Below are 13190 nucleotides of genomic sequence, written 5' to 3'. Positions count from 1 at the left end.
ACTGATCATCGGTCGTCGAGGCGTTTCACCACGTACTCGGCAAGCGCCAGGCAACTGGTCAGCCCCGGCGACTCGATGCCAAACAGATTCACCAGCCCCGGCACGCCATGTTCGGCGCATCCGCTGACGAGAAAATCGGCGGCCGGCTCGGTCGGCCCGCTGATTTTCGGGCGAATGCCGCTGTAGGCCGGTTGCAGGCTGTTGTCCGGCAACCCCGGCCAATAACGGCGGATCGCCTGATAGAAGCCCTCGGCCCGGCGGGGTTCGACGCGGTAATCAATGTGCTCGACCCATTCGACATCCGGACCGAAGCGCGCCTGCCCGCCCAGGTCCAGCGTCATGTGCACGCCCAGTCCCGCACTCTCCGGAGCCGGATACACCAGGTGCCGAAAGGGTGCCCGGCCGCTGAAACTGAAATAGCTGCCCTTGCACAGATGCGCCTGGGGAACGCACTGTGCAGGCAGGCCGACGATAGCGCGCGCCACCTCGGGAGCGGACAGCCCCGCGCAGTTGATCACTTCGCGGCAGCGCAGGGTCATGGGTTGGCTGCCGCCCATGTGCAGTTCGAAGCCCTGATCGATGCACAGCGCCGACAGCAACGGCGTGTGCAAGGCCAGCGTCGCACCGAAGCGCTCGGCGTCGCCCTGAAGTGCCAGCATCAGCCCGTGGGAATCGACGATGCCGGTAGAGGGCGACCACAGAGCCGCGACGCAGGACAACGCCGGCTCGAGCTCGCGGGCCTGTGCGCTGTCGAGCCATTGCAAGTCATCGACACCATTAAGCCGCCCTTGCTCCAACAGACGCTGCAACGCCGAGCGCTGTTGCACATCGGTGGCCACGATCAGCTTGCCGACGCGCCGGTATTCAACGGCGTGCTCATCGCAAAAAGCGTAAAGACGCTGCTTGCCCTCCACGCACAGTTGCGCCTTGAGGCTGCCTTCCGGGTAATAGATACCGGCATGAATCACCTCCGAGTTGCGCGAGCTGATGCCCGTGCCGATCCCCGCCCCGGCCTCGACCACCAGCACGTCCCGCCCGTTCATGGCCAGGTGCCTGGCCACCGCCAACCCGACGACTCCGGCCCCGATCACCACGCTTTGAATATCGACGTTCAACGACCCTGCCTCCCACACCTGTTCTCGGCGGCGACGCCTCAGAGCTCTCCTCACGGAACTCTCGTCGACTGCCACGTATCCTAAACTATGTGATACATCCCTTATGCTTCATGCAGTCGGAGGACACCGTCATGCGCCGCCTATTTATCATCTCTGCACTGGTACTTTGTTTGCCCGCAGGTTCGGCTCTGGCCAAAGTGGATGCCGGTGACGTCGCCACTTCCGCCGGGGTTTCCGCCTCGCTGTACTCAACGTTCAAAGACCACAAACTCATGATTCCCGCCCGGGATGACGCCTCCAGTTTCGTCGCCAGCGGCGGTGCGATTCGTGGTGCTTATCTGGAAGCGGTGTTGAAAAAGATCCGTCAGGACAATCCCGCCCTCAACAACGCAAGCGACGAAGACCTGGCCCGCGCCATCCTCGTCCAGGATGGCGTTGCCACCGATCACTGAAGACCGTCATCGCCAGCGGTAGGGCTTGTGACACCGGGATAGCGTTTCCAGCCCTGCCTTGCGTGCGTGCCAGTGGACATGCGTGCCCACCCGGCCACGAGCTGCGCGTTGATACTCACCCCGCCGCACACCACGATCACCACGTCATGAGCATCGGCAATCGCCGGGTGATCCAGGTAGGCGATCGCCAATGAAACGCCGCACGCCGGCTCGACCATCTGACGCAAATCATTGGCGTAATGCACCACGCCCATGATCGCCTCATCATCACTGAGCACCACGCACTCATAGGGAAAATCGCCGATGTGCCTGACCGGCCAGGCGGCCGCTTGCGCGGCCCCCAGGGACGTGGCAACCGTATCGATTTTCGGCAATCTGACCGGGTGCCCGACCGCCACCGCCGCGGCGAACGACGCCGCGCCTTCGGTTTCGCAGGCGACGATACGGCAATCGGTGTGCCGATGACGAATCAGGCCGGTGAGCAACCCGGCCAGCAAGCCCCCGCCGCCCACCGATGCCACCAGAACATCCACCGGCGGGCAGTCGGCAAGGATTTCATCGACCATCGTGCTATGCCCTTCCCACAACACCGGATGGTCGAAGGCCGGCACGAATTCGCTGCGTGGGTCCTGGGCGAGTTCCCGGGCCCATTGATTGGCTTCGTCCCAGACCTTGCCGTGCTCGATCACCTCGGCGCCGGTCTTGCTGATCCGCGCCCGGGTGCTGTGCGGGGTGGTGTGCGGCACCACGATGCAGGCCTTGAGCCCCAGGCATGCGGCGGCCATGGCCGTGGCCAGTCCCGCGTTACCGCCGGAGGGACAGACCACCTTGCGCTTGCCCTGCTGCGCCGCCCGGCTGCACAGCAAGCCGATGCCGCGTATCTTGAACGAGCCGCCAGGTTGCAGGTTTTCCAGTTTCAGCCAGATACGGCGGGTCGGGGTCGACAGGCCGGGGTGCAGGATCAAAGGTGTGCGGATGTGAAGCATGTCGGTTCCTGTTACACGCCACCGGCTCGCCGAACAGGTCGACGAGCCAGCGGTGAACGGTCCTCTCATGCAAGTTTAGTTCACCCGGTCCGGGGACAGTCTCAGCGATAACGCGGCGCCGCCACGCGATTGCCAAACAACCCGGACAGCGTCTTGCGCTGGGCTTCGTGACGATCCCACTGGCTGCCATCGTGCAGGCCCGGGATGGTCACCGTTTCACCGGCCGCCAGGCCCACGAGCGCGGCATCAACCATGTCTTCGGCGGACATTACGATCTCCTGTGGCAGGTTTTCCACCGGGTTGCCGGCCTCGCTCCAGAAATCGGTGGCGGTCGCCCCCGGCAACACCGCCTGGACGCGCACGCCTTTGTCCGCCAGTTCATGCTGCATCGACTGGCTCAGGGCCAGGACAAACGCCTTGGTCCCGCCGTACACGCCGTTGAGGATTTCCGGGGCGATGGCGACGATGGAGGCGATATTGACCAGAGTGCCGGTGCCCCGGGCGACGAAACCGGGTACAGCGGCGTAGGCCAGGCGCATCAACGCCGTCACGTTGAGACTGACCATCGCGTCCATGTCGTCCACGGGACTGGCCAGCAGCGGCATGACGCCACCGACCCCGGCGTTGTTGACCAGCAAGGTGATGCTGGCGTCGTTGCGCAGGATCTGTTCGACCCGCAGCGAATCCGCCTTGTTCGTCAGGTCGGCGGCCACCACCTCCACGCTGCGCCCGGTCTGGTCGCTCAGATGGTTGGCCAAGGCATTGAGTCTGCCCCGGCTGCGGGCCACCAGGATCAGGTCGTAACCCTGGCGGGCCAGGCGGTCGGCATACACCGCGCCGATGCCCGAAGAAGCGCCGGTGATCAGTGCAGTGCCTTTGGATGAGAGAGCCATGGTGCAATTCCTCTAAGGTAAGGCGAGAGATTCGCCGGGTGCCGTCCGTTATAAAGGGACTTACGCCTGTCTCAAATGACGTTTAAAGTACGTTTTTCGGACATACCGTTTGAGGACAGGCCGATGATCAGCGTGGCGTTCGTGGTTTTCGAGGGTTTCCAGTCCATGGCGCTGGCCGCCATGCCGGTGTTCGAATACGCCAATTTCAGTGCCGCACAGACCCTGTATGACGTGCGCGTGCTGTCGGAAAACGGTCACACCCTGCGCGCCTCGGGTGGCTTGAGCGTTTGCACCGAGGCCTTCGACGGGCGCGTGTTCGACACCGTCATCGTGGTCGGTGGCGACTCGATCGTCGAACAGGCGCCCGAAGCCGTGCTGGACTACCTGAAGGCCAGCATCCACAGCGCGCGCCGCACCGCGTCGATCTGCTCCGGGGCGTTCGTCATGGCCCAGGCCGGCTTGCTCGACGGACGGCGGGCCACCACCCATTGGGCCTACGCCCGGGAACTGCAGGCGCGGTTTCCGGCGATCAAGGTCGAGGCGGATCGCATCTACGTGATCGACGGTTCGATCTGGACGTCCGCCGGCATGACCGCGGGTATCGACCTCGCACTGGCCATGGTGGAAAAGGACCACGGCGCCGAGCTGGCCCGGGCCGTGGCGCAGAAACTGGTGATGTACCACCGCCGCGCCGGTGGCCAGTCGCAGCATTCGGCGCTGCTGGAACTGGCGCCGAAATCCGACCGCATCCAGACCGTGCTCGCCTACGCCCGGGAACACCTCGCCCAGCCCCTTTCGGTGGAGCAACTGGCACAAGTGGCCAACCTCAGCCCCCGGCAATTCAGCCGGGCGTTTCGCGCCGAAACCGGGCAATCGCCGGCCAAGGCCATCGAGAACCTGCGTCTGGAAGCGGCGCGACAGATGCTCGAGCGCGGACGCCTGACCCTCGACCAGATCGCCCTGGAAACCGGGTTCACTGACCGCCGACGCATGCGCGAAACCTTCCTGCGGGTGTTCGGACAACCACCCCAGGTAATCCGGCGCAATGCGCGGGCGGAGGTGATTTGATCGCTCCCTCGCTCTGCGTGGGAACCCTCGGTATCTACACTGAACATACCGGAGGTCTTTTTTGGAGGCGCCATGAAAATCTCGGCCAAACTGGCGTTTTTCGCCGTCGTCAGCACCCTCGCCTACCTCGCCCTGGCGATCTGGGGACTGGGCGGTTTCGCGGCTTACTTCAGCCACGGCTCACTGGTCGTCGTTGCCCTGGCCACCCTGGTCATGGCCGTCGCATCGCTGTTCACCGAGGTCAACCTGAGTTCGGGAGAACGCGAAGACCGGGCCAATCGCTGGGTCCTCCCGGTCTTCGGTGTGATCGGCGTGCTCAGCGGCTTCCTGCCGGCCTATACCGACCGCATCGATTTCTGGACCTTTGGAGGTGAAGGCGTGCGCTGGCTCGGGGCACTGTTGTTCATCGCGGGCGGCGCGCTGCGGTTGTGGCCGGTGTTTGTGCTGGGCAAGCGCTTCAGCGGGCTGGTGGCGATCCAGCCGGGGCATCGACTGGTCACAGAGGGCATTTACCGGCGCCTGCGCAACCCCAGTTACCTGGGGATGATGGTCATCGCCGTGGGCTGGGCGCTGGCGTTTCGCTCAAGCGTCGGCCTGCTGCTGGCGGCGTTGACCCTGATCCCGCTAATCGCCCGGATTCACTCGGAAGAAGCCTTGCTCAGGGCGCAGTTCGGCAGCGAATACGAAGCCTATTGCGCCCGCACCTGGCGGTTGGTTCCTAAAATTTACTGAATCAGACACAAAAACCTGTGGGAGCGGGCTTGCCCGCGAAAGCGATTTTTCAGTCCCATCGATGCTGGATGTGCCGACGCCATCGCGGGCAAGCCCGCTCCCACAGGGGTTAGTGTTGTTTACACAGATTTCAACCGAATCGAACCATCGGCATCCACCTTAATCCGCACCGAATCATATCCCGCTAACGTCCCATGCAACGTCTCGATCGGCCGCTCATGGGTCGCCGTGACAATCATCAAATCCGCCCCCGCCGCTTCAGCCGCCAGAATCCCCACCGTGGCATCTTCAAAAACCAGGCACTGCCCAGGCTCCACGCCCAGGCGCCGGGCCGCGAGTCGGTAACCCGCGGGGTCAGGCTTGCCGGCCGTGACGTCCTCGGCCGTCACCAGCACCCCAGGCTCGGGAACCCCCGCCGCCGCCATCCGCCGCAGCGCCAGTTCCCGTGGGGCGGAGGTGACAATGGCCCACTGCCTGGCCGGCAAGGACCGGAGGAATTTCGCCGCGCCCGCCACTTCGAATACCCCGTCGACGTCGTCGATTTCCGCTTTGGTGATCCACGCGGCTTCGGCCTCGGCATCCACCCCGGGCAAGCCCAGGCGCCTGATGGTGTCGATGGCGCGGGCACCGTGAATGGTCGGCAGGAAGGATCCGACATCGACCCCATGGCGCACGGCCCAGGTGGTCCAGACCCGCTCGGCAGCGGCAATGGACGTCAGGACGGTACCGTCCATGTCGAACAGAAAGGCACGGTAAGTCGAGTTGAATACAGGGTGATCGGACAAGGAAAGGACCTCGCAGCTGCCGGACGGATTTGCCCGGCAATGTAGCATCTGCGAACGGCTCAGTTGAGTCGTTTGGACTTGAAGGTCTGGCTCACACAATCGAGCAGCCCACCGATCATCCAGGGCTTCTTGATAAACGAGACCGCGTGCCGCACGCCGGAGCTTTCAGGAGTTTCGAAACCGGACATGATCATGATCGGCTTGTCCGGCCAGCGATCGCCGAACTGGTTGGCCAGGTCCGCGCCATTGAGCGTGCCGGGCATGGTGATGTCTGTCAGCAGCATGCCCACCTGCGGCGCATGCTGTTCCAGATAGATGGCTGCCGCGTCCGCACTGGTGTGCGGCTCGACGACAAAACCCTCCTCCTGGAGAATCTCACAGAGAAACTCCAGGATCAGCGGGTCGTCCTCGACCACCAGAATCAACCCGCCAGGACGATGTCCGTCCGCCGTCGGTACTCGACTCATGACCGTGCCGCTCCCTGATTGCCTCAATGATTTCGCGGAATTGGATCCGCTGCCTAAAGGTATGAGCAGCGCAAACCGCGGAAATTCATTTTTGATACACCCCGGTGACCGGCATCACGCGTCCGGATCAATCATCGATGTCTTTTTTCGGGGCTCAGGTCGTTCGGGGCGACAAAAAACCTGTGGGAGCGGCGGTGCGACGACTCGACTTGCTCGCGAAGGCGTAGTGTCAGTCGCCATCAATGTTGACCGATACGCCGCTTTCGCGAGCAAGTCGAATCGTCGCACCGCCGCTCCCACAGGGGGTTTCGGTTGTTTGGGATTACTGCGACATCGCGTCCTTTTTCATCGCATCCTTGGACATCGCATCTTTTTTCATCGTGTCCTTGGACATTGCATCCTTGGACATGCTGCCTTTGGACATGGCGTCCTTGGACATCGAATCGGTTTTCTTCATCGCATCTTTCTTCATCGCATCCTTGGACATCGAGTCCTTGCTCATGCTGTCGTTGCTCATGGTGTCAGCTGCAAACACGGAGGCAGCGCCAACGGCCAGACACATGGACAGTACAACGGTGGTCAATTTTTTCATGATGAAACTCCTTGGAGCGTGGGTTGTGGTTGTGTGCAATGCCCAGGCATCCGTCAGCTGCCACCGAACCAGTTGTAGCCCTGGTCTTCCCAGTAGCCGCCGCTGTAGGTGTTGCTGACGAAAATCGCCTGAATGTGTTTGGGGTTCTTGTAGCCAAGCTTGGTGGGCATGCGCAGCTTCATCGGGAAGCCGTATTCGCGCGGAAGCACCGTGCCGTCCCAGGTCAGCGCCAGCAGGGTTTGCGCGTGCAGCGCCGTGGCCATGTCGATGCTGGTGTAGTAGTCGTCGGCGCATTTGAAGCCGACGTACTTGGCGTCGGTGTCGGCGCCGATGCGCTTGAGGAAATCGCTGAAGCGCACGCCGCCCCACCGTCCGATCGCGCTCCAGCCTTCGACGCAAATGTGCCGGGTGATCTGCTCGGTCTGGGCCATGGCACGCAGCTCATCGAGACGCCAGCTGCGTTTGTCGGCGACCAGGCCGCTAACCTCCAGGCGATAGCTCTCCTCCTCCACTGTCGGTGCCTCGTCGATGCCGTAAAAGGCATTGAAGGGAAACGGCCGGGTGATCATCGATGCCGGATAGGTCGGCGCCATGGCGTTGGGGTTGAACAGCCAGCCCTGTACCCGGTCATTGAAGCGCGACATGGACGACAGCGCGGTGTCGACGCTTTCGTTGTCGGTGATGTTGCAACCGGACAACATGGCCACGCCACCGAGGGTCAGGCCGCGCAGCAGGAATGAGCGGCGCGAGCGGTCTGCGATTTGCGGGGCGAGGATCTTGCGGGCGTCGGTGAGGATCGAAGATTCGTCCAGCCCGGGGATCTGAATGCGCTTTTTCATGCTTGCTCCTTGCGGCCGACGATCATGGCCAACAGTGTTTTGGGCACCAGCGCGACCATCAGCAGATGCACCGCCACGAAGGCCACCAACAGCGCCATGGCGAAGAAATGCACACGGCGTGCGCCTTCGTAACCGAACATCAATTCACGTAGCAGCGGAAACTGCACCGACTTCCACAACACCAGTCCGGAGAGCACCAGCAGCGTGATGTCGACTATCACGAACAGGTAGGCGACGCGTTGCACCTGGTTGTAATGGCTGAGGTCGGCGTGCCCGAGTTTTCCGCGCAAGGCGGCCCACAGGTCCTGCAGCACGCCCTTGGGCGAAACCGGGAAGAAGCGCCGCTTCAGGCGCCCGCTGAACAGGTTGAAGGCCAGGTAGATCAGGCCGTTGATCGCCAGGAACCACATCGCCGCGAAATGCCATTGCAGCGCGCCACCGAGCCAGCCGCCGAGGGTGATCGACTTGGGAAAACTGAATTCGTAGATCGGCGAGGCGTTGTAGATGCGCCAGCCGCTGGTGACCATCACCAGCACCGCCAGGGCGTTGAGCCAGTGGGTCAGGCGTAGCCAGCGTGGATGACTGGCCTTGGGTGAAGCAGTTGACTGCGACATGTCCGGCTCCCGTGTGTTGTTGTTCGTTGGGGCCGAGTATGGGAGCAGGAAGATCGCCAAATCCTCACGTAAAGTTAAATTAAACGTGATAACTCGTACTCGATAACCTGTGGCAGAACCTGTGGGAGCGGGCTTGCTCGCGAAGAGGCCGTCAGCTTCAACATCTACATTGACTGAGACACCGCCTTCGCGGGCAAGTCGGATCGCCGCACCGCCGCTCCCACAGGGCTCTATGGCGGTCCGTCGGTTGTGCAATTATGGTTAAATGCCGCCCCCGCAAATTGCCGACCCAGACCAATGAACGCAGACGCCCTCTCCACCCTTCACGACCACCTGCTGACCGCCCTCGCAGCCGCCCCTGCCGAAACCCGTCGCCTGTTCCACGGTCGTGGCCGCTGCTGGCCGGGGCTGGAGCAAGTGACCGTGGACTGGTTGCAAGGCGTGGTGTTGGTGGCGTTGTTCAAGGAGCCTGAAGCCGGGCAACTGGAAGACCTGAAGCAGCGGCTGATGGCAATCACCCAGTCTGATCAGTGGGCGCAATCCGGCGCCCATACACTGTTGCTGCAACATCGCTACCTGCTGCAAAGCACCACCGAATGGCTGCTGGGCGAAGTCATCGAAGAAATGACCATCACCGAGGGTGGCCTGAAATACCGGGTCGACCTGGGCCGCAAGCAGAACACCGGGCTGTTCCTCGACATGCGCTACGGCCGCGACTGGGTCCGCGCCCATGCACAGGGCAAGCGAGTGCTGAACCTGTTCGCCTACACCTGCGGCTTCTCGGTAGCGGCCATCGAAGGTGGCGCGAGCCACGTGGTCAACCTCGACATGTCCAGCCCGGCCCTGAGCCGTGGCCGCGACAACCACCGGCTCAACGGCCACGACCTGGGCAAGGTCACGTTCCTCGGCCACGACCTGTTCAAGTCCTGGGGCAAGGTGATCGGCAAGGGGCCGTACGACCTGGTGATCATCGACCCGCCGTCGTTCCAGAAAGGCAGTTTCTTGCTGACCAAGGATTACCAGCGTGTGCTGCGCCGCCTGCCGGAATTGCTCAGCCCTGAAGGCACGGTGTTGGCCTGCATGAACGACCCAGCGTTTGGGGCGGACTTCCTGATCGATGGTGTGACTCGTGAAGCGCCGGGTCTGCGGTTTGAGCAGCGGCTGGAGAATCCGCCGGAGTTTCCGGATGCGGATGTTGGGTGTGGGTTGAAGGCGTTGGTGTTCAGGCTGGGTAAATAAGAGATTTTTCACGTCACGGATCAACATCGTCCCCTCACCGCTTACCAAACAGCTTTTGTAAAAACGAAGGTGTTCTGGGTTCTCTCCGGGCTGAGGGAGTCGGCTCGGTGGCAAAAGCTCTGGAGGCTCGTCCAAGTCTATTCGAAGGTCCGGCTTTCCTTGATTCGATTTTCCTTGATTCGGCATTCCTGGATTCGGATTCTTTGATTCGGACTTGCTGGGCCGTCAGCCCCGTAGCCTCCATTTTAAAGATGATATTCATTCCTTCGTTGTCGCCCCAACGTTCTTTCGAAGCCTCCCAAACGCCCTGTTCTTTCAAGTACCCGATCAAATCGTTGAAGTCACGCTTGAACGCATTCACAAGACGCGAGTACTCCTCAGGCGAGTCAATGGAACTCAATCGCAGTGTTGAATCAAATGTCGAACTTTCAGGAATCGGGACATAGCTCACTGACTGTTGTTGCGGAGCGATTTCACGAATCATCGCCTCGACGTCGATTGATGACTCGGGTTTGTAGTGCCCGGAATGGTTGGTGATAACGAATCTTGACGAGTCCTGTTCGTCAACCTTCAACACCCCGGCAAACTCTGGCAGGCCCATCTCGGGTTGTATGCCCATGTGCTGAAAATACAAATTTGTAAAAAGACGGAGCTTACGATCCTGATCGCGAAACAGGGCAACCGCTTTCCCAAATGAACTAGGTTCCCACTCAGAACTTTCCCCCTCGATTACTTTCAATCCGCGGCCATAAACGGGTCCGACACTCACGAAAGTGCTTTTATCTTCACTCCAAATCAGTTCTTCGAACCACCCTGTTCCAATACTTTGGGCAATGGGGTTAACAATATCGTTAATAAAAATGTCCACCGGAATTTTTAAAGTGCCTTGCCAGTCGTAGAAGCTGACGGGATTGTTTCCAACCATTTGATAGACATTAAGACCATCTATGTTCCCCGCAGGATCGGGACAAATCCAGCGCTGCAACCACGGTACGTAATACCGGTAGCCATAGTAATAAAGCCCGGTTGCATCCCGTTCCTTACCCGAGTAGCGCATGGTTTTGTACTGCGCCACCAACGCACTTTTCCCCGCCCAACACGCCGTGCCGCCAAAGGGATAATAGTGTTCCTGGGTCAGCACACCCGCCTCATCGTCCAGTTCCAGAGTACTGGAGCCGAGGTGATCGCCGAGGCTGTAACGCAGTTGATCGTCGTGAGCACCTTCGGGCCAGTGCAATGCCCGAACATTGCTACGCCCGGCTTCGATGCTGATGACGTGATGTTCTTCACCATCGGCCTGGCGGTGGATTTCCAGACTGGGGAGGTAACGGACTTCGGTGCGCAGGGTTCGACCGCTGCTTTGGGCGAACCCCACTTTGCGCAAGCGATGGCCGGGGCGGTCGTAGCGGTAGCATTCGTAGTCGTCGGGCTCGGTTTGGCGCTGGACCAAGGTGACCTGGCTCAACTGGTTGCGCAGGTCCCAGGTCATGGCTTGGCCACGCTGCAGTTCCCGTTGATTGCCGCAGGCGTCGAAGCCCATGGCAATCTCGGGTTCTCCTGGCAATGAGCCGTCGCCCCGTTGTGCCAGGCTGCGATTGCTTCGGGTCGAGGTGAACATCGAGAAACCGGGGGCGTCGCGGTGCTGGCGGGTGATCAGGTTGCCGCCCCGGTCGTACTCGAAGCATTGGGTGTAATTGCGCCGTTGGTTGGGGTCCAGCGGTGTGGGCAGCAGTGTTGGCAAGGCCGGGCCGTGGCTCGGCTGGCTGACCTCCCAGCCCTGGGCTTCGACCAGTTGATACAGGCTGTCGTAGCGATAGCGGTTGATCGGGTCGACGCGCTGGTTGTTGAAATGGGTCACCGGTTGGGCCAGGTCTTGCAATTCGACAATGTTGCCCACCGGGTCGTAAACGTAGTTCAGATCCTGCAACGGCTTTTGACTGCCGAGCGCGGCCTGCAACCTGAGCAAGCGACCGTCATCCGCTGCGTATTCGACACGGGTCACCACGCCATTGCCGGCAGTTTCGCTTTCGACCTGATCGAGAGCGTTGTAGCGGATGGCGCTGACCAATCGTTTTGGCGGTTTCCCCTCCCCGGCCATTTGCAACCAGACCTCATCCGGTTTGCCCGCGAGGTCGTAACCGAAAGTGCGCAGATTGCCCATGGCGTCGGTCTGCCGCCGTAGCTCGCCCGTGGGATTGAAGCTGTGGCGGGTGATGAACAACTGGGGTTCCAGAAGCTCGTCCCGGGCCTCGGGTTCGAGCGGCCAGTCAGGCGTTTCAAGCTCGGCGAGAAAGCGCCGCTCTTCCCGCAACACCGCTGCGGCCATTCCATACTCGGGATAGATCTGACTGCCGGCCGGATCGTCATGGCGGATCAACTGTCCGCACTGGTTGTGCTCGGCGAAAGCAGGACTGCAATCTCCATAGGTCAAGCGCTCCACCACGCGTGGCAGTTCTCCCGCAGCCTGTTCGGTGACGGTGATCGGCCGCTGTTGTTCGTCGAACCGGGTGTGACGCTGACTGCCGCGAGCATCCCAGAACGAACAGGGCGAATCCGCCTGATCCGGCAAGCTCAACTGCCATCCGCCATCGACGCTGTCCGTCAGCAACGGTTGGCCGCTCAGGCCGTAGAGCGTGGTCAGGTTCGGCGTCGAAGTGCCCCACAACCGTGGGTCCCAGGACTCGATCAAGCGCCCTGCCGCGTCGAAGCGTTGCCGGGTGATGCGCGGATCAATCGCCGGGCTGTCCGGGTGGCAGCAATAACCGACGCTGCGCACTGCCAGGGTGCGCGGGTCAACGGCCGACAGCGTCGGTGTCGCGGTGTGGGGGTGAGCGCTCACGGCATCGTCGGTCCTTCGCTCGGATCACGGACAGCGTGAGCCTTTTTTAGGCGGACCGATACTGTAAGAAGTAACAGGTTGGGGCTTTTAAAGTTGCCTTTACTGGCCAGTCGAATCGTCGCCCGCTCCCCTACGAAGCCCAACGGAACTGCTCAACCCGCAAGGTACCCTGCTGGAGTGCATGAACGCCCCGGCCTTCGGCACCGACTTTCTCATCGACGGCATACCCCGTGAGGCGCCGAGCCTGCGGTTTGAGCAGCGGCTGGAGAATCCGCCGGAGTTTCCGGATGCCGATGTTGAGTGTGAGTTGAAGGCGTTGGTGTTCAAGCGGGAAGAATAAATGACGCGATCGCACCATAGTATTTTCTCCTCAACGCCTGCCAAATAAGTGTCATAGAAAAACAAAATCACTTGGACAAATTTAATTCGACCTATCGAACACTTTAATATCAGGCAAGCTTAATAGAGTTGCATACCTGCCACCGATAGTTCGCGCGCTTTTTGAGGCAACTTTAACTGGGGGGGGGGTGCTGGCAATAAAACACATAAACCAACCAACGCGCACCGAG

General features: G+C 61.2%; 13 protein-coding genes and 1 pseudogene. 5 read left to right on the top strand and 9 right to left on the bottom strand.

The features are described from left to right. Positions 1–5: 5 nt before the first annotated feature. Positions 6–1115 carry an NAD(P)/FAD-dependent oxidoreductase gene (locus tag C9422_RS30745; protein WP_116583255.1) on the bottom strand — a complete coding sequence of 370 codons (1110 nt, stop codon included), beginning with the start codon at positions 1113–1115 and terminating at the stop codon, positions 6–8. A 131-nt stretch (positions 1116–1246) separates the two neighbouring features. Between C9422_RS30745 and C9422_RS30740 the strand changes: the two genes are divergently transcribed. Further along, positions 1247–1567 (top strand): DUF2388 domain-containing protein, encoded by a 321-nt coding sequence (locus tag C9422_RS30740; protein WP_116583254.1) that lies wholly within the window; start codon positions 1247–1249, stop codon positions 1565–1567. On the opposite strand, the gene C9422_RS30735 is transcribed toward C9422_RS30740, so the two are convergent. Next, a complete protein-coding gene (locus C9422_RS30735) occupies positions 1561–2553 on the bottom strand; it encodes a pyridoxal-phosphate dependent enzyme (RefSeq protein ID WP_116583253.1) in 993 nt (330 codons plus the stop codon). The genes C9422_RS30740 and C9422_RS30735 overlap by 7 nt on opposite strands. 101 nt (positions 2554–2654) lie before the next feature. Then, complete coding sequence (locus tag C9422_RS30730; protein ID WP_116583252.1) at positions 2655–3446, bottom strand: SDR family oxidoreductase; 792 nt, start codon at positions 3444–3446, stop codon at positions 2655–2657. 123 nt (positions 3447–3569) lie between these two features. On the opposite strand from C9422_RS30730, the gene C9422_RS30725 reads away from it, so the two are divergent. Further along, positions 3570–4514, top strand: a complete 945-nt coding sequence (locus C9422_RS30725) for a GlxA family transcriptional regulator (RefSeq protein ID WP_116583251.1) — start codon at positions 3570–3572, stop codon at positions 4512–4514. A 72-nt stretch (positions 4515–4586) separates the two neighbouring features. Further along, on the top strand, positions 4587–5246 hold the full coding sequence (locus C9422_RS30720) for an isoprenylcysteine carboxylmethyltransferase family protein (protein ID WP_116583250.1): 660 nt from the start codon (positions 4587–4589) through the stop codon (positions 5244–5246). Between the two features lie 119 nt (positions 5247–5365). Here C9422_RS30720 and C9422_RS30715 read toward each other — a convergent pair whose 3' ends face one another. From C9422_RS30715 to C9422_RS30695, 5 genes are all read right to left on the bottom strand, one after another. Next, positions 5366–6031, bottom strand: coding sequence for an HAD-IA family hydrolase (locus tag C9422_RS30715; RefSeq protein ID WP_116583249.1), 666 nt, complete (start codon positions 6029–6031; stop codon positions 5366–5368). A gap of 59 nt (positions 6032–6090) precedes the next feature. Further along, positions 6091–6498, bottom strand: coding sequence for a response regulator (locus tag C9422_RS30710; RefSeq protein WP_116583248.1), 408 nt, complete (start codon positions 6496–6498; stop codon positions 6091–6093). Between the two features lie 322 nt (positions 6499–6820). Next, positions 6821–7090 carry a pentapeptide MXKDX repeat protein gene (locus C9422_RS30705; protein ID WP_116583247.1) on the bottom strand — a complete coding sequence of 90 codons (270 nt, stop codon included), beginning with the start codon at positions 7088–7090 and terminating at the stop codon, positions 6821–6823. A gap of 53 nt (positions 7091–7143) precedes the next feature. Continuing rightward, positions 7144–7929, bottom strand: a complete 786-nt coding sequence (locus C9422_RS30700) for a molybdopterin-dependent oxidoreductase (RefSeq protein ID WP_116583246.1) — start codon at positions 7927–7929, stop codon at positions 7144–7146. Continuing rightward, entirely contained in the window at positions 7926–8543 is a 618-nt protein-coding gene (locus tag C9422_RS30695) for a cytochrome b/b6 domain-containing protein (RefSeq protein WP_116583245.1), read from the bottom strand. The genes C9422_RS30700 and C9422_RS30695 overlap by 4 nt, the downstream gene beginning before the upstream one ends. Positions 8544–8840: 297 nt before the next feature. Between C9422_RS30695 and C9422_RS30685 the strand changes: the two genes are divergently transcribed. Next, positions 8841–9782: a class I SAM-dependent methyltransferase gene (locus tag C9422_RS30685; RefSeq protein WP_116583244.1), complete on the top strand. Its 942-nt coding sequence runs from the start codon at positions 8841–8843 to the stop codon at positions 9780–9782. A 34-nt stretch (positions 9783–9816) separates the two neighbouring features. Here the strand turns inward: C9422_RS30685 and C9422_RS30680 are convergent, their stop codons facing one another. Continuing rightward, positions 9817–12621, bottom strand: coding sequence for an RHS repeat domain-containing protein (locus C9422_RS30680; RefSeq protein ID WP_116583243.1), 2805 nt, complete (start codon positions 12619–12621; stop codon positions 9817–9819). Between the two features lie 130 nt (positions 12622–12751). On the opposite strand from C9422_RS30680, the pseudogene C9422_RS30675 reads away from it, so the two are divergent. Continuing rightward, positions 12752–12961 (top strand): annotated as a pseudogene (locus C9422_RS30675) (class I SAM-dependent methyltransferase); the annotation flags it as partial. Positions 12962–13190: the final 229 nt, after the last annotated feature.

The sequence above is a fragment of the Pseudomonas sp. B1(2018) genome (genome assembly GCF_003097365.1).
GTDB lineage: Bacteria > Pseudomonadota > Gammaproteobacteria > Pseudomonadales > Pseudomonadaceae > Aquipseudomonas > Aquipseudomonas laurylsulfatiphila.
Note: the sequence above shows the minus strand (reverse complement) of the source record. Positions and strands in the feature narration are given on the sequence as shown.